This window comes from Bradyrhizobium sp. USDA 3256, assembly GCF_054058275.1.
Map to the genome: position 1 here is coordinate 6,116,654 of NZ_JBSSAE010000002.1, position 16,898 is coordinate 6,133,551.

Consider the following 16,898-nt stretch of genomic DNA (forward strand, 5'->3'; position numbering starts at 1 on the left):
GGTTTCTCTATGCCGGTCCGCAGCAACATCGTCGGCATCGACAGCCCCGAGGCGCTGGAGAAGGCGCTGCGCGCGGCCTATTACCTTGCCGACGACAGCATCGCGACCGCCTCCTACCTCTCGCTCGCGCTGGGCAAGCCGCTGCTGCTCGAGGGCGCGCCGGGTGTCGGCAAGACCGAGGCCGCCAAAGCGATCGCCGCCGTGCTCGGCCGCAGGCTGATCCGCCTGCAATGCTATGAAGGCATCGACGCCGCCGCGGCCCTCTACGAATGGAACTACCCGCGCCAGATGCTGGCGATCCGGCAGGCCGGTGAGGAGAGCATCGACATCTATGGCGACGCCTTCCTGATCGAGCGGCCGATGCTGGCAGCGCTGCGCGCGCCCGACGCGACGGTGCTGCTGATCGACGAAATCGACCGCGCCGATCAGGAGTTCGAGGCCTTCCTGCTCGAATTCCTCTCCGACTTCCAGATCTCGATCCCCGAGCGCGGCACGGTGCGCGCTGCCGAGCATCCCGTCGTGGTGCTGACGTCGAACCGGACGCGCGATCTGCACGAGGCGCTGCGGCGGCGGTGCGTCTACCACTGGATCGATTATCCGAATGCCGAGCGCGAGGCGCGTATCGTGATGATGCGGGCGTCCAGCGTCGCCGAGGCCACCGCCCGCGCCGTGGTTGCCGCCGTCGGCCGGCTGCGCCGCGAGCCGCTGAGCAAGGCGCCCGGGATCGCCGAGGCGGTCGACTGGGCGGAGGCCGCGACCCTGCTCAACAAGGGTGGCGCGCGCTGGCCGGACGCGTTCAAGCGCTCGATCGGCGTCGCGCTGAAGGACGAGGAGGATCTGCATTTCATTTCACCGCGGCTCGATGCGATCATCGCGGAGGCGGCCGCGTGAACGACGACCTGCAGCTGCCGCGCGCCGCGCGAATATTTGTCTCGTTCGTCGCGCTGCTGCGCGCCAACGGCTTTTCGGTTGCGCCGGAGCAGACGACAAGCTTCCTCGCGGCAATCGAGCTGCTCGGTCCGCGCAATCTTGAGCACATCCGCCAGGCCGGGCTCGCGACGCTGGCGCCGCCGCCGGAGCGCCGCGCGACCTATGACCGGCTGTTCGACATCCATTTTCGCGGCGCCGAGGCGATCGAGCAGGCCGAGGGCGGGGATGAGGAGACCGTTCGCCTGCAGGAGGAAGGCCGCGGCGAGGACGAGCCACCGCTCGCCGACGAGGCCAATGAGTCCGGCCTCGCCGCGGCGCGGGCCGAGGCACTGGTCGAGCGCCGCTTTGCACAGGCCGCGACCAGCGATCCGCTGCGAAAACTGTCGCGCGAGGCGGCAAGGCGACTGCCGCGACGGCGCGGCCACCGGCGACGCCGCGCGCGCAGCGGCCCGTTCGCCGATCTGCGCCGCACGCTGCGCGACAGCGTCCGCAATGACGGCGAGGTGCTGCGGCTCGGGCGGATGCGCCGCCGCCAGCGCCCGCGCAAGATCCTGTTCCTGATCGACGTCTCCGGCTCGATGAAGGCGCGCACCGAGGAGAACATGAAGCTCGCGCATGTGCTGGTGCAGGCGGCGGGCAATGTCGAGGTCTTCACCTTCGGCACAAGACTGACCCGCGTCACGACGGCGCTGCGGCTGAAGCGCCGCGAGCAGGCGCTGAGCGCGGCGTCCTTCCTGGTCAGCGACTGGGACGGTGGCACAAGGATCGGCGATGCGCTGCAGGCGTTCCTCGCCGTGCCGCGGTTCGGCGGATATGCCCGCGGCGCCGCGGTCGTGATCGTCTCCGATGGCCTCGAGCGCGGCGACCCGGCGGCATTGCGCGATGCGGTGGCAAAGCTGTCGCGGCGGGCCTGGCGCGTCAGCTGGCTGACGCCGCTCGCAACCTCGCCCGGCTTCACGCCGCAAACCGAGGCGCTGATTGCGATCCGGCGCTTCGTCGACGATCTCGTGGACGGCGGATCGAGCGCGGCTGTGGTCGCGCATCTGCTGTCGCTTGGAACAAGGAGAGCTGCGTGACTGGCATTGTCGACGGACATCATCACATCTGGCGGCAGGCCGATCTCGCCTGGCTGTCCGGCCCGATGCAGCCGCGCATCTTCGGCCCCTACGAGCCGATCCGCCGCGACTATCCGATCGAGGAATATCTCGACGACCTCAAGGGCACCGGCGTTACCCGTTCGGTCTATGTCCAGACCAACTGGCCAAACGGCCAGTTCGAAGACGAGGCGGCCTGGGTGCAGCAGACCGCGGACCAGCACGGCTGGCCGCACGCCCTGGTCGCCTATGCCGATTTTTCCGTCGCCGACGTCCGCCCGCAACTCGATCGATTGAGGCGCTATCCGCTGGTGCGCGGCGTGCGCATGCAGCTGCACTGGCACGAGAACCCGCTGTACCGCTTCGCCGCCCGTGCCGATCTCTGCACCGATCCCGTAATCCGGCGCAATGTCGGCCACCTCGCCGACTACCGCTGGAGTTTTGACCTGCAGGTGTTCGCGCCGCAGATGGCCGATGCGGCCGGCCTTGCGGAGGCCTGCCCTGACGTGACGTTCATCCTGCAGCATGCTGGCATGCTGGAGGATCTGTCGCCGCGGGGCCGCGCCGCCTGGCGCAGCGGGATGACGCGACTCGCGCAATATCCCAACGTGGTATCGAAACTGTCGGGGCTCGGCACCTTCATCCATCGCAACGATGCCGCGCATATCGCCGGCATCGTGACCGACAGCGTTGCGATCTTCGGCGCCGACCGCTGCCTGTTCGGCTCCAACTTTCCGATCGAGAAGCTGTGGACCAGCTACCGCGAACTCATCACCGCTTTCAAGACGGCAGCCGAACGGCTCAGCCCCGAGCAGCGCGAAGCGATCTTCAGCACAACGGCGGCGCGGGTCTATCGGCTGGGGCCGTAGGCGCACCGCGGGCTCGAACATAACAACGAACACGAATTGGGAGGGAGACAGATGCCGCTAGAGATCAAGATTCTGGACTATGGCGATATCGAGCTGGAATCGAGCTTCCTCGTGCTCGGGCACAATTGCGGCCGCACCCGCCGCGTGCTGACGCTCGGCTTCCTGATCCTCGGCGGCCCCTACCCCGTGCTGGTCGACACCGGCTATCGCTCCAACCAGATCATGGAGACGCTCGGCATGCGCGGGCTCCAGTTCCACGAGAACATGATCGAGAACCAGCTCGCCCGGCACGGCGTGCGGATGGGCGACGTCCGCTTCGTCTGCCACACCCATCTGCACATCGACCATGCCGGCAAGGACGATCTGTTCCCGATGAACACGACCGTCGTGCTGAACCGCAAGGAGCTGGAATACTCCGTCTCCGGCCTGATGCATCCGCAGTATCCGGCGCCCGACATCAAGCACCTGATTGATCGCCTGCACACCAAGAGCGCGCTGCGCTTTCTCGACCTCGAAATCACCGGCCCGGTCGAGCTGATGCCGGGCGTGTATTGCGACGCCGCCAACGCCCACACCGAAGGCTCGATGAACATCCATGTCCACACCGCCGACGGGATTGCGACGATCTGCGGTGATGTGATCTACGATTTCAACGACCAGATCGTGAATCCCTTTAACGAGATCCACGACGCCGAGCCGCGCACCACGGGCAACCACGGCACCAGCAAGCGCGCCGAGAAGGCCGCGATCAAGAAGCTGCTCTCGAGCTCCCGCTATCTGCTTCCGGTGCATGATCGCCCGGCCAAGATCGAGGGCGGCATGGTGGTCGGCCGCCTGCATGACCAGGTACCCGGGCCTGTCGTGCAGAGCCTGCCGCAGCGCAACTGGTTCCCGGCGTAGAGGATCGAGGCGATGACGCATGTCACGCTGCGCAGCGAGTTCGAAGACCTGATCGATCCCTACGCGCCGGTCGGCCAGGTCGGGACCGGCTTCGATTTCACGGAGGGACCGATCTGGCATCCGGTCGATCACTTCCTGCTGTTCTCCGACATGCCGGGCGATGTGCGCCGGCGCTGGGATGCGCGGCGCGGCGTCGTCGAGGTCAAGCGGCCGTCGAACAAATGCAACGGCATGACCTATGACGCGGACCTCAACCTGATCGTCTGCGAGCACGCAACATCCTCGCTGATCCGCGAGCGACCCGACGGGCGGCGCGAGGTGCTGGCTTCGCATTACGAGAACCAGGAGCTCAACAGTCCGAACGACGTCTGTGTGCATTCCTCCGGCGCGATCTATTTCTCCGATCCCTGGTACGGCCGCATGCCGGTCTATGGCGTCGAACGGCCGCGTCAGCTCGGCTTCCAGGGCATCTATCGCGTGCCGCCCGGCGGCGGCGCGCCGAAATTGCTGGTCGACCGCTATCTGTTCGAGCAGCCGAACGGGCTGTGCTTCTCGCCCGACGAGCGCATCCTCTATGTCAATGACACCGTGCAAGCGCTGATCCGCGCCTTCGACGTCACGGCGGACGGCTCGCTCGGTAATCCGCGCGTGTTCGCCTCCGGCATCCGCTCCGAGCTCGAGCCCGGCGTCCCCGACGGCATGAAGTGCGACCAGCGCGGCAATGTCTGGGTCACCGCGCCTGGCGGCGTCTGGGTCTATTCGCCCGCCGGCGGCCTGCTCGGCAAGGTCCGCCTGCCCGAGCTCGTCGCCAACCTCGCATGGGGCGGCGCCGACTTCCGCACACTCTATCTGACCGCGACCCATTCGGTCTATGCGATCCCGACCAAGGTCGGCCCGCGCCACGAGCCCTATGTGAGCGGCAAGCGCGGCGGCGCGGGTGCCGCTTCGTCCACGCCTGCGCCGAATCTCGCCGCCGGCGAGATGCAGCTCGATCCGCAACGCTGCGCGATGATCATCCAGGACATGCAGAACGACGTCATCATGGACGGCGGCGCGTTCGCCGAGTCCGGTGCGCCCGCACACGCCCGCCAGCAGCATGTCGTCGAGAACGTTCGCCGCGTCGCGGAGGCTGCGCGGGCGCGCGGCGTCGCCATCATCCATGTCTGGTTCGTCGTCGAGCCGGGCGCGCCCGGCGTCACCTTGAACGCGCCGCTATTCGAGGGATTGGTCGACAGCAAGGCGATGGTGCGCGGCAGCTGGGGCGCAGCACCAGTCTCGGGACTTGAGCCGCGCCCGGGCGACTTCGTGGTCGAGAAGATGCGGATGAGCGCCTGGGAGGGCACCCGGCTCGAGACCTTCCTGAAGGCAACCGGCCGCGACATGATCATCAATACCGGAGCCTGGACCAACATGTCGGTCGAGCACACCGCGCGCACCGGCGCCGACAAGGGCTATTTCATGATCGTGCCGGAGGATTGCTGCTCGACCATGAATGCCGACTGGCACAACGCCGCGATCAATTTCGCGCTCCAGAACGTCTCCGTCGTGACCAACGCCGACGCCGTGATCAAGGCACTCGGCTAGGGAGGCGCGGTGCCGAAGCTGCTGCACCTTAACTGCTCACCGCGCCCCGATTCGGAATCGGCGGCCGGCGCGCGTGCTTTTCTCGATCGCTTCCGTCAGGCGCGGCCGGACTGGGAGATCGACGCGATGAACCTCTGGCGCGAGCCGCTGCCGGAATTCGAGGGATATCTGCTCGAGGCCAAATACGCCCGGATCGACGGCAAGAGCTTCACCAATTCGCAGCACGACGCCTTCGCAATCGCCGAGCGCCTCGCGCTGCGGCTGTCGCTGGCCGATCGCGTGCTGATCTCGACGCCGATGTGGAATTTCGGCATTCCCTACAAGCTCAAGCAATGGCTCGACGTCATCATCCAGCCCGGGCTGGCCTTCCGCTTCGATCCAGCGCAGGGCTATCTGCCGCTGCTCAAGGACCGCCCGACGATCGTGATCCTCGCAAGCGGCAGCGACTTCGTCACCGGTATGAACCGCGGCCGCATCGACATGGCAACGCCCTATCTGCGCGAGGCGCTGCGCTTCATCGGCATCAGCGACGTGAGCTTCGTGCCGATCGGCCCGACCACCGGGCCCGCCGAGCCGATCCGCGCCGCCCGCGAGGCGGCGCACCGGCGGCTGGCGGAGATGGCAAGACGGTTTTGAAAGAGACTCCACTCCGTCGTCGTCCCTGCGAAAGCAGGGACCCATAACCACAGGATTGCGTTGTTAAAGTGAACTGTGGCCCCAGCGGCCCAAGCCAATCGGTAGCGGTGGCTATGGGTCCCTGCTTTCGCAGAGACGACATCGAATGTATGGCTTGGCCGGCGGGCCATTCGCTTTCATTCTCGCGAAACGATTTTGTGGGCCACTCCGCGCTAGCCCTACGTTTCCGCGGCGGGAAAGACCAACCTGCACAACAATCCCGGCGCATTGTCGCGCAACTCGATCCGCGCGCCGTGCAGACTCGCCACGGCCGCAACCAGGCTGAGGCCGAGGCCGTTGCCGGGCGTGTAGCGGCTCTGTTCCAGCCGGTAGAAGCGCTTGAAGACGTGGTCGTGCTGCTCGGCGGGTATGCCGGGGCCGTCATCGGCGATCGAAATCACCGCGCCTCGCTCATCGTTGTCGCAGGTCACCGTCACCCGCCCACCCGGGCGACCATGCTTGATAGCGTTGTCGACGAGATTGGCAATCGCATCGAACAGCAGGTCGCGGTCGCCGGTGACCAGCACCGCTTGATCGCCGGCAAGATCGAGGCGGGTGGTAACCTCCTCAGCCGCGGCATCGTAGAGCTCGACCACCTCGGCGGCGATCTCGACGAGATTGACGGTGCGAAACGCACCCTTGCGGGCTCGCGTCTCGATCTCGGAAATCCGCGTGATCGACGCGAACATCCCGAGCACCGCGTCGAGATCTGCGATGGTGTCGCCGATCAGCGCAGCATCCCCCTCGCCGCTCCGCGGGGCGTGATAGGCCTTCTCGAGCCGGCCGCGCATCCGGGTCAGCGGCGTGCGCAGGTCGTGGGCGATATTTTCGCTGACCTGCTTGACGTCCCCCATCAGGGTCTGGATCCGGTCCAGCATCAGATTGAGATTCTCGGCGACGCGATCCCATTCGTCATGGCTGCCGCGGAGCGGGATGCGCTGGTCGAGGCCGGAGAGCATGATGGCGCGACTGGTCGCATTGATCGACTCGATCCGGCCGACGGTTCGCCGCGTGACGCCGATGCTGGCAGCAGCCGCAAGCCCGATGATCAGCACGACGACGGCAATGCCGGCGGCCCTGATCTGCGCCATGAAGCCGTCAAGATCGCTGATGTCATGGCCGACCAGCAGCCGATCGCCGTTTGACAGGGTTTCCGTCACGCCTCGCAGCAGGGAGGAGCCCGAGGCAAGCTGTGGCAGGGAGGCACGAAATTCAGCCCATCCCTTCTCGGCAGCGCCCGCCGGCCACTGCCTGAGATTTCCCGCCAGCACGGTCGATCCGGGACCGACCAACAAATACACATGATCGGCAAAGCCCTTGTCCGCGACGCGTTGCGCGATCAACGCGGTCAGTCCATCGCGGCCGGACCGCGCGTAGGCATCATCGAGGCTCGCCTGCTCGGTCATGATCGCGCGGTCGGATCTGTCGCGCACATAGGACAACGTCGACCAGTAAACATAGGCGAAGATCGCGGAGACGATCAGGCCAAAGACACCGATGGCGATCAACGCCAGGCGGAACGTCGACGACTTGAGGGTCTTAGCCAGGAGCACGGAGGCAGTACCCGATGCCGCGGATCGTGTGGATCAGCGGATAGGCTTGCTGGTCGTCGACCTTGCGGCGCAAACGCCCGACATAGACGTCGATGATGTTCGTCGAGGGATCGAAGTGCAGATCCCACACGTGCCGCAGCAGCATGGCGCGCGACACCACGCGGCCTTCGTTGCGCGCCAGATATTCGAGCAGCTGGAATTCTTTCGGTAGCAGCGGAATTCTGCGGCCGCGGCGGCTCGCCGTCCGCGAAATCAGATCGATCGCAAGATCGCCGACCCGCAAGATGGTCTCCTTTGCAACGGTCTCGCTGCGGCGGCCAAGCGCCTCCAGCCGCGCCAGCAGTTCGACAAAGGAGAACGGCTTGACAAGATAGTCGTCGCCGCCGGCGCGCAAGCCACGCACCCGGTCGTCGATTTCGCCAAGCGCGCTGATGATCAGGAACGGCACTGCAATGCCGCCGTCGCGCATCTGACGCATCACCGTGATGCCGTCGATGTCGGGCAGCATACGATCGATGGTGATCACGGCATAGTCGCGCGCCGCACCCTGGCTAAGCGCCTCGCGGCCGTTCGCCGCCAGATCCACATCATAACCGCTGGTGGTGAGCTCCTCGACGAGCTGATCCGCGGTTTCCGGATCGTCCTCGACGACGAGAATGCGGCGGTGGGCACCGGTCATATTCATGAACTCTCCGAGCTGTCTTGAACTCTCCGAGTTCGCAAACTCTCCGAGCGGCCGCCCCGCGACAATCGCCGCCAGACTATCCCATTCCGGGGCTGGATGGAACGTTTGGCGACGACCGCGACAACGGTGCGGTTGGTTGGGCGATCACCAATAGTCCCCGCACACATTGACCCATTGCAGACCGTAGGCCGTCCATACCCTGCGATAGCAGCCATAGTCATAGCCGGCGTAGAGATAGGGCGCGCCGAAGAATGCGAAGCGATGGAAGCGGTGGTGGCGGAAGCCGCCATGATGGAAGAAGCGCGAACCGCGGAATCCGGCGCCGGCAAACCGCGGGCCGATCGCCGGTGCACCGACGAAGCGGGGACCACCAACGTGCCCGCCGGCGAAATGTCCGCCACCGCCCATGGCGGCGAACGCCGCTCCACCACCACGCATCCCGCCGCCGAAACCACCGCCATGCATGCCGCCGCCAAAGCCGCCACCATGCATGCCGCCACCCATGGCACCCATGGCACCACCAACGCCACCGCCGTGGCCGCCACCGAAGCCACCGCCGCCGCCATGTCCGCCGCCACCACCGCCACCTCTGGCGAGGGCAGCGGGTGCAAGCGCAACGCTGACGGCGAGCGTCGCTGCCGTGAGACACTTAAGAAGCCTGTTCTTCATGAAACCCTCCCTGATTGAGACCGCGGCGAATTCGTATCGCCGCACGCGAGCATGATCAGAAGACGCAAGCCGATGCCCGACTTCAACTGACAAATGCGCCAGATTCTGACACCCGATTTAGAATTGGCGTGCCGGCATGCCGAGCGGCGGATGCCTGGATCCGCCGCCACGATTGCGTTGGCCGGGATCGACGGACATTTGGCTGGAATCAGCGGATAGCGCTCGTTGAATCGATCGGCCGCGGTTCTTAATCCTGCAGCTGTCGGAGAACAACGACGGCGTCGAGGGATCGCAGACCCGCTTCACAATTTGTCGATCACCGGACTTTCCCCCTCCCCGCCGGCCGTCATCCAACCCGCGATGCAATCGCCTTTCGCCTGGCCTCCCTGCGGGGCGCTGGGACGGCGAGGTGCTGACCTTCAGCAAGGAGCTTTCGATGAGCGACGAGACCAAAAGACCGTTTCTGACCCACGCCTCCGGCGCCCCCGTTGCCGATAATGTGAACATCCTGACGGCGGGGCCGCGCGGACCTGCATTGCTGCAGGATGTCTGGCTGATCGAGAAGCTGGCGCATTTTCACCGCGAGGTGATCCCGGAGCGGCGCATGCATGCCAAGGGCGCCGGCGCGCACGGCACCTTCACCGTCACCCACGACATCACGCGCTACACCAAGGCCAGCATCTTCTCGGAGATCGGCAAGCAGACGCCGATGTTCGCGCGGTTCTCGACGGTCGCCGGCGAGCGCGGCGCAGCCGACGCCGAGCGCGACATCCGCGGTTTCGCGCTGAAATTCTACACCGATGAAGGCAATTGGGACGTGGTCGGCAATAACACGCCGGTGTTCTTCTTCCGCGACCCCTTGCGCTTCATCGACCTCAACCACGCCATCAAGCGGCATCCGCGCACGGGGGTGCGCGACCCCGACATGAACTGGGATTTCTGGACGCTGCTGCCGGAAGCGCTGCACCAGGTCACCATCGTCATGAGCGAGCGCGGCATCCCGAGAAGCTTCCGTCACCAGCACGGTTTCGGCAGCCACACCTACAGCATGATCAATGCCGACAATGAGCGCGTCTGGGTGAAATTTCATTTCCGCACCCGGCAGGGCGTCCAGAACCTGACCGATGCCGATGCCGAGGCGCTGGTCGGCAAGGACCGCGAGAGCCACCAGCGCGACCTGTTCCAGAGCATCGAGCGCGGCGACTTCCCGCGCTGGACGCTGTTCATCCAGGTGATGACGGATGCACAGGCCAAGGCATTCCCGTTCAATCCGTTCGATCTGACCAAGGTGTGGCCGAAGGCGGATAATCCCTTGATCGAGGTCGGGTATTTCGAGCTCAACCGCAATCCGGAGAACTTCTTCGCCGAGGTCGAACAGGCGGCGTTCACGCCGGCGAATGTCGTGCCCGGCATCGGCTATTCACCTGACAAGATGCTGCAGGCCCGCCTGTTCTCCTATGGCGACGCGCAGCGCTACCGGCTCGGCGTCAACCACCACCAGATCCCGGTCAACGCGCCGAAATGCCCATTCCACAGCTATCACCGCGACGGCGCGATGCGCACCGACGGCAATCTGGGCGCCACGCTGACATACTGGCCGAACAGCCATGGCGAGTGGACGGATCAGCCGCAGCTGAACGAGCCGCCACTCGAATTGTCAGGCGCGGCCGCGCATTGGGATCATCGCGTGGATGACGACCACTGGCAGCAGCCGGGCGACCTGTTCCGCAAGATGAATGCCGCGCAAAAGCAGGCTCTGTTCGACAACACCGCCCGTCAGGTCGGCAATGCGTCGAAGCACATCCAGGAACGGCACGTCGCGAATTGCAGCAAGGCCGACCCGGCCTACGGCAAGGGCGTCGCGGATGCGCTGGCGAGGTTTGCGGCGGGCAATTTGTAGCGAACGCCGGAGCGAATTAAGTACCGCATCCCGTCATCCCCGCGCAATGGCGCAGCCATTGTCGCTGGAGGTGCGCGCGCAGCGCGCCTCGAAGGATGAACGGCCACAGCCGGCCCGTCGTGCTTCGGGACGGCCGCTCCGCGGCCTCCTCAGCATGACGGGAACGGAATTGTGCCCGCGCGGACTAGGTCGGCTTGCCGCGTCCGTTCTTCTCGGCCGCGCGGCGCAGTGCGTCGGCGAGCGCGCCGCCGCCGGACTGCTCCTGCGGCCGGCGCGGAGCCGACGACGTCATCTTGCCGGAGCCGCGCGAGAAATCGCGCGACAGCGCCGCATTGTCCTTCTTCGGCCCGATCTCGTCGTCAAGCCGCAGCGTCAGCGCGATGCGCTTGCGCGCGACCTCGACGTCCAGCACCTTGACCTTGACGATGTCGCCGGGCTTCACCACCTCGCGCGGGTCCTTGATGAAATTCCGCGACATCGCCGAGATGTGCACCAGCCCATCCTGGTGCACGCCGATATCGACGAAAGCGCCGAATGCAGCGACGTTGGTCACGGTGCCCTCGAGGATCATGCCCTTCTTGAGGTCCTTGACCTCCTCGACGCCTTCCTTGAACACCGCCGCCTTGAACGCCGGACGCGGATCGCGGCCGGGCTTTTCCAGTTCGCGCAGAATGTCGGTGACGGTCGGCAATCCGAACGTATCGTCGACGAAGGATTGCGGCTTGAGACCCCGCACCACGTCGGCATTGCCGATCAGCGCCTTGATGTCGCTCTTGGTCGCCTCGAGGATGCGGCGCACCACCGGGTAGGCTTCCGGATGCACGCCGGATGAATCGAGCGGATCCTCGCCATTGCTGATACGCAGGAAGCCGGCACACTGCTCGAAGGCCTTCGGGCCGAGCCGCGGCACCTCCTTCAGCGCCTTGCGCGACTTGAACGGGCCGTTGGCATCGCGGTGCTGCACGATGCTTTGCGCCAGTCCCTGGCCGATGCCCGACACCCGCGCGAGCAGCGGCACCGAGGCGGTATTGGCGTCGACGCCGACCGCGTTCACGCAGTCTTCCACCACGGCATCGAGCGAGCGGGCGAGCTTGGCCTCGCCGAGATCGTGCTGGTATTGGCCGACACCGATCGCCTTCGGATCGATTTTGACCAGCTCGGCCAGAGGATCCTGCAGGCGCCGTGCGATCGAGACCGCGCCGCGAATGGTGACATCGAGGTCGGGCAGTTCGTTCGAGGCGAAGGCCGAGGCGGAATAGACCGATGCGCCGGCTTCGGAGACCACGATCTTGGTCATCTTGCGCTCGGGCAGCCGCTTCACGAGCTCGGCGGCGAGCTTGTCGGTTTCGCGCGAGGCGGTGCCGTTGCCGATCGCGATCAGCTCGACGCCATGCTCGATCGCGAGCTTGCCGAGAATGGCCAGCGCCTCATCCCAGCGCCGCTGCGGCTCGTGCGGGAAGATCGCCGTATGCGCCACCACCTTGCCGGTCGCATCGATCACTGCGACCTTGACGCCGGTGCGATAGCCGGGATCGAGCCCCATGGTGGCGCGCGCGCCGGCCGGCGCCGCGAGCAAGAGGTCGCGCAGATTCGAGGCGAACACGCGCACCGCCTCGGTCTCGGCCGCGGTCCACAGCCGCAGCCGCAAATCGATGTTGAGGTGGATCTGGATCTTGGTGCGCCAGGCCCAGCGCACCGTCTCGGTCAGCCATTTGTCGCCCTTGCGGCCCTGGTTGGAGATCGCAAAGCGGTTCATGATCTTAAGCTCGTAGAGGCCGGGCTGGCCGACGACCGGCTCCTGCGCCTCCGGCTTGATCGCGAGGTCGAGGATCTCTTCCTTCTCGCCGCGGAACAGCGCCAGGATGCGGTGCGACGGCAGCTTCGGCAGCGGCTCGGAGAAATCGAAATAGTCCTTGAATTTCTCGCCTTCGGTCTTCTTCCCGGTGCGGACGGTCGAGGCCATGATGCCGTTCGACCACATCTCCTCGCGCAGCGCGCCGATCAGGTCGGCATCTTCGGCGAAGCGCTCGACCAGGACCGCGCGCGCGCCGTCGAGCGCCGCGGCGACGTCGGCGACCTGCTTCTCGGCATTGACGAAGGGCGTCGCGGCCTCGTTCGGATCGCTCTCGGGCTGCGTCAGAAGTTGATCGGCGAGCGGCTCGAGGCCGGCCTCCTTGGCGATCTCGGCCTTGGTGCGACGCTTCGGCTTGTAGGGCAGATAGATGTCCTCGAGCCGGCCCTTGCTGTCGGCGGCCATGATCTGGGCCTCGAGCGCGGCGTCGAGCTTGCCCTGCTCACGGATCGAATTGAGCACCGCGGTGCGGCGCTCCTCGAGCTCGCGCAAATACGTCAGCCGCTCCTCCAGCGTGCGCAGCTGGGCGTCATCAAGCGCGCCGGTGAGCTCCTTGCGGTATCGCGCGATGAACGGCACCGTGGCGCCACCGTCGAGCAGCGTCACCGCCGCCTCGACCTGTTCGTCGCGAACCCCCAGCTCCTGCGCAATCTGATGATGAATCTTTGCCACGCCTGTCTCTCTGAAATTCCGTTGCGCCGCCGGATCACTGATGGCGCGGAGGCCGCTTATGAACCATCCCGGATTGATTCATCAAGGCGCGCTGTGGATCAAATTGGGCGCGGGCTGCAATCTATTTCCGGGATGTTGACCGTCCGCGGCTTGACAAATAGATGCGCGCCGCATTGCCGCCGAAAATCGCGGCCCTCGCGTCACTTGACAAATCAGCCAGCAAGGTCTCCGCCGCCGCGAGCCAGTGCCCATAGCCGCCCGCGAGATTGACGACGGGCCAGTCGCTGCCCCACAGCATCCGCTGCGGCCCGAAACATGCCAGTGCATGATCCACAGCCTCGCTGAGATCGGCGACCTGCCAGTTCGGTGCCGCCTCAGTCGCAAGGCCCGAGAGTTTGCAGACGACGTTGGATCGTGTGGCGAGGCTTGCGATGTCGTCCTTCCAGGCCGCGATGTCGCCGGTCGCAAGGTGCGGCTTGCCGAAATGGTCGAGCACGAATTGCAGGTCCGGATGGCGATCGACCACCTGAATGAGCCGCGGCAAATGGCGCGGCAGCACCAGCGCGTCGAAGACGAGGTCACGCCGCGCCATGGCCTCGAACGGCGCCGCCAGTTCGGCGCGCAGCAGCCAGTCGTCATCGGCGATGTCCTGCATCATCGGCCGCAGCCCGACGAGGAGCTCGCGCCCGGCGATCGCATCGATCCGCGCCGCGGCATCGGCGGCGTCGAAGTCGACCCAGCCGACCACGCCGCGCACCTGCTCGGCGCCTTTTGCGATATCAAGCAAAAATGCGGTCTCCGCTTCGGTCGGCGCGGCCTGCACCAGGATGGTGCCTTCGATCCCGGCCGCGGCGAGATGCGGCGCGAGATCGGCCAGGCCGAAGTCGCGGTAGATCGGCCCGCGCTCGGGCGTCAGCCAGCCGTAATCCGCGCGCGCCAGGGTCCAGACATGGTGATGGGCGTCGATCCGCATCATGTCGGCACCGGCGCATGCTGGTCGAGCAGCCCCTCATTCTTCAGGTCGCGCCACAGCGCGGCAGGCACGGGCGACGACACCGCGGCGACGTTGCGCTCGACCTCCTGCGGCGTCTGCGCGCCGAGCACGAGGCTTGCCACCGCCGGATGGCCGAGCGCGAAATGCAGCGCCGCGGTCGGCAGCGCCACGTTGTGGGCGCGGCAGACCCGATCGATCGCCGCCACCTTCCGCATCACGTCCGGCGGCGCGTCCTTGTAATTGTACTTGGCACCGGCAACCGCGCCGGTCGCCAGGATGCCGGAGTTGAAGACGCCACCGAGCATCATGCCGATGTCCCTTGCTTGCGCCGGCGGCAGGAATTCGGCGAGCGCGGGTTGCTCGAGCAGCGAGTAGCGGCCGGCGAGCAGCATGGTGTCGAACGTTCCGGCCTTGGCGAAGCGCCCGCACATCTCGGCCTCGTTGACGCCGATCCCGATCCCCTTGACCACGCGCTCGGAACGCAGCTTGTCGAGCGCAACATAGGCGCCCTCCATCGCCTCGCGAAACCGCGCCTCGATCGCGTCAGCTCCGTGGGTCCAGACGTCGACGTCGTGGATCAGTAGCAGGTCGATGCGATCGGTGCCGAGCCGCAGCAGCGACTGCTCCACCGAGCGCATGGTGCCGTCATAGGAATAGTCGAACACCGCGCGATGCGGCGCGCCGCCGGCGAAGTTGGAGCCGTCGCCGCGGCCATGGAACGGGTCCATCCAGCGCCCGACCTTGGTGCAGACGACGACGTCGTCGCGCGCCACGCGGCGCAGCGCGGTGCCGCTGCGGTGTTCGGCGAGGCCATGGCCGTAGAGCGGCGAGGAATCCAGCAGGTTGACCCCCAGCGCGAATGCCCGCTCCACCGTCGCGATCGCAGCAGTGTCGTCGAGCCGTGCGAACAGGTCGCCGAGCGGCGCCGTGCCGAAGCCGAGAATGGAGACATCGAGCCCGGTGCGGCCGAGCCTGCGGCGTGGCAGTGCCGGGGAGCCTGGATCGGAGGATTGTTGTTGGGTCATTATGGCCTCCCGCCTGCGTTTCTTGTTAGCCCCTCATCAGACTAGCGTCGTTGACCGGGATCGTGAAGAGACCTTGGCGGCCGACGCCGCGGTGAGGTCTCTCATCGCGCACGCACCACATCGCTAAAATGCAATGCACAGCTTCACGTTGCCTATCGGCGGGAAATAGGCTATGGGAGCGCTCCGCAACTTCAACGCAGGAGGCGACGATGTTCAGGTCTGCGCGCCTCCCGGGTTCGCCGCGCGATATTTGACGCGCGTCCCGGGATCGTATCCCGGGTGAAATCGCAACACCCACACGCAATCGAATCTGCTGCGAGCCTTCGGCTCCGCGCTTGCGGAACTTTTGTCATGACCTCGACGCTTCCGGTGGCCTCTCGTCGCGAGGCCACACGCTCCGCGCTGCTCGAACGTCAGCTGCAGAGGTATCATCCGAACGTTCAGGGAAAGGTCCGCGCGCTGGCCATGCGGCACACGCGTCTTGCGGACCTTGCCGCGAGCTTTCCTGCGCTGCTGTTCGCGCTGGCGGTCCCGCGAGCCGGGATCGCTTCGGCGCGCGCACGCGCATGCGTCGTCGACGGCCGCTCCCTCGCGGACGCCGCGGCCGCGGCGGGCATTCCGCTGTGGCTGCGCAGATTGCCGCCGGAGGCATTCACCGCTCCGATCACGGGACTGCCCGATGACGAGCTGTTTCGCCGACAGATCGCGAACCACCTGCCGTTATCACCGAAGCTCGCGCCGATCTGGCTGAGATCCGTCGCGGCGGTTGCCGAGCTCGCACATGGACCGGCGGCGGTCTGGATCGCGCGCGAGCTGGTCCGAGCGCCGCCGCGCACCGATCCTGTGCGATTGCGGCTCGTCGGCCTGTGGGCGTGGTTCTCCACGCAGCCGGCGACGCTGGGACATACGCTGATCGACCGGAGGTGGACGCCGAGCATGCAGATCGGCTCGGCGCTCGCGGCCGCCGATGCATGGAGCACGATGATCGCGCTGCATGTCAGCCTCGGCTCGGAGAAGATCGCGGATATGTGGCTGCAGCCGGGCCGCGTTGACGGTTACGACTTCATCCCGCTGAACTCGACCACGGATATCTCGGAGGAGGCGGAAGCGATGCAGAATTGCCTGCGCACCTACGGTCCCAACCTCGCCCACAATCGCTCGCGGCTGTGGAGCATCAGGCGGAATGGGCAACGCGTCGCCACCCTGAGAGTCGCGGCGCGTTTTGAGGGCCCGTTGCCAGGCATCGCCGAGCTCACCGGTATCCGGAACGCCGAGATGCCGCGCGAGGTCTGGTGGGCGGCGCGCCAATGGCTGCATAGCCACGGCCTGTTGCGGATGGAGGTCGAGCAACGCAGATGGGGCACCGCGCCTCTCGACCGCCCGACCTGGCGCGCGATCTGGCGGCCGTACTGGCTCGCCAGGCGGCAGATTCCGGGATGGCTGCCGCTCGCTCCGTCGCGCAAGGCACTCAATGCGCTGTGATGCGCATCCGCCAC

General features: G+C 66.3%; 13 protein-coding genes and 1 pseudogene. 8 read left to right on the forward strand and 6 right to left on the reverse strand.

Annotated features, from left to right (window positions below):
* Nucleotides 1-9: 9 nt before the first annotated feature.
* From ACVWY5_RS30810 to ACVWY5_RS30835, 6 genes are read left to right on the forward strand one after another with little or no spacing between them, the layout of a single operon-like run.
* Complete coding sequence (locus tag ACVWY5_RS30810) at nucleotides 10-891, forward strand: AAA family ATPase (protein ID WP_028333323.1); 882 nt, start codon at nucleotides 10-12, stop codon at nucleotides 889-891.
* Complete coding sequence (locus tag ACVWY5_RS30815) at nucleotides 888-2,006, forward strand: VWA domain-containing protein (protein ID WP_028333324.1); 1,119 nt, start codon at nucleotides 888-890, stop codon at nucleotides 2,004-2,006. Before ACVWY5_RS30810 ends, ACVWY5_RS30815 begins: the two co-directional genes overlap by 4 nt.
* Nucleotides 2,003-2,893, forward strand: coding sequence for an amidohydrolase family protein (locus ACVWY5_RS30820; protein ID WP_028333325.1), 891 nt, complete (start codon nucleotides 2,003-2,005; stop codon nucleotides 2,891-2,893). The genes ACVWY5_RS30815 and ACVWY5_RS30820 overlap by 4 nt, the downstream gene beginning before the upstream one ends.
* Before the next feature lie 51 nt (nucleotides 2,894-2,944).
* Nucleotides 2,945-3,793, forward strand: coding sequence for an MBL fold metallo-hydrolase (locus tag ACVWY5_RS30825; protein WP_026193286.1), 849 nt, complete (start codon nucleotides 2,945-2,947; stop codon nucleotides 3,791-3,793).
* Between the two features lie 12 nt (nucleotides 3,794-3,805).
* Nucleotides 3,806-5,377 carry an isochorismatase family protein gene (locus tag ACVWY5_RS30830; RefSeq protein WP_028333326.1) on the forward strand — a complete coding sequence of 524 codons (1,572 nt, stop codon included), beginning with the start codon at nucleotides 3,806-3,808 and terminating at the stop codon, nucleotides 5,375-5,377.
* Nucleotides 5,378-5,386: 9 nt separating this feature from the next.
* On the forward strand, nucleotides 5,387-6,013 hold the full coding sequence (locus tag ACVWY5_RS30835; protein ID WP_028333327.1) for an FMN-dependent NADH-azoreductase: 627 nt from the start codon (nucleotides 5,387-5,389) through the stop codon (nucleotides 6,011-6,013).
* A 218-nt stretch (nucleotides 6,014-6,231) separates the two neighbouring features.
* Here ACVWY5_RS30835 and ACVWY5_RS30840 read toward each other — a convergent pair.
* From ACVWY5_RS30840 to ACVWY5_RS30850, 3 genes and pseudogenes are all read right to left on the reverse strand, one after another.
* Nucleotides 6,232-7,167 (reverse strand): annotated as a pseudogene (locus ACVWY5_RS30840) (sensor histidine kinase); the annotation flags it as partial.
* A 424-nt stretch (nucleotides 7,168-7,591) separates the two neighbouring features.
* Nucleotides 7,592-8,284 carry a response regulator transcription factor gene (locus ACVWY5_RS30845; RefSeq protein ID WP_028333329.1) on the reverse strand — a complete coding sequence of 231 codons (693 nt, stop codon included), beginning with the start codon at nucleotides 8,282-8,284 and terminating at the stop codon, nucleotides 7,592-7,594.
* Nucleotides 8,285-8,434: 150 nt separating this feature from the next.
* Nucleotides 8,435-8,959: a hypothetical protein gene (locus ACVWY5_RS30850; RefSeq protein WP_080667014.1), complete on the reverse strand. Its 525-nt coding sequence runs from the start codon at nucleotides 8,957-8,959 to the stop codon at nucleotides 8,435-8,437.
* A gap of 436 nt (nucleotides 8,960-9,395) precedes the next feature.
* Here ACVWY5_RS30850 and ACVWY5_RS30855 point away from each other — a divergent pair, with 436 nt between their 5' ends.
* Nucleotides 9,396-10,859, forward strand: coding sequence for a catalase (locus ACVWY5_RS30855; RefSeq protein WP_028333330.1), 1,464 nt, complete (start codon nucleotides 9,396-9,398; stop codon nucleotides 10,857-10,859).
* A gap of 184 nt (nucleotides 10,860-11,043) precedes the next feature.
* Here the strand turns inward: ACVWY5_RS30855 and ACVWY5_RS30860 are convergent, their stop codons facing one another.
* The 3 genes from ACVWY5_RS30860 to ACVWY5_RS30870 all read right to left on the reverse strand — a co-directional run bounded on the left by ACVWY5_RS30860 (nucleotide 11,044) and on the right by ACVWY5_RS30870 (nucleotide 15,402).
* Entirely contained in the window at nucleotides 11,044-13,383 is a 2,340-nt protein-coding gene (locus ACVWY5_RS30860; RefSeq protein WP_028333331.1) for a Tex family protein, read from the reverse strand.
* Nucleotides 13,384-13,504: 121 nt separating this feature from the next.
* A complete protein-coding gene (locus ACVWY5_RS30865) occupies nucleotides 13,505-14,359 on the reverse strand; it encodes an amidohydrolase family protein (RefSeq protein WP_028333332.1) in 855 nt (284 codons plus the stop codon).
* Nucleotides 14,356-15,402 carry an aldo/keto reductase gene (locus ACVWY5_RS30870; RefSeq protein ID WP_051376073.1) on the reverse strand — a complete coding sequence of 349 codons (1,047 nt, stop codon included), beginning with the start codon at nucleotides 15,400-15,402 and terminating at the stop codon, nucleotides 14,356-14,358. Before ACVWY5_RS30870 ends, ACVWY5_RS30865 begins: the two co-directional genes overlap by 4 nt.
* A 351-nt stretch (nucleotides 15,403-15,753) precedes the next feature.
* Between ACVWY5_RS30870 and ACVWY5_RS30875 the strand changes: the two genes are divergently transcribed.
* Nucleotides 15,754-16,884 (forward strand): hypothetical protein, encoded by a 1,131-nt coding sequence (locus ACVWY5_RS30875; RefSeq protein ID WP_028333334.1) that lies wholly within the window; start codon nucleotides 15,754-15,756, stop codon nucleotides 16,882-16,884.
* The last annotated feature ends 14 nt before the right edge of the window (nucleotides 16,885-16,898 follow it).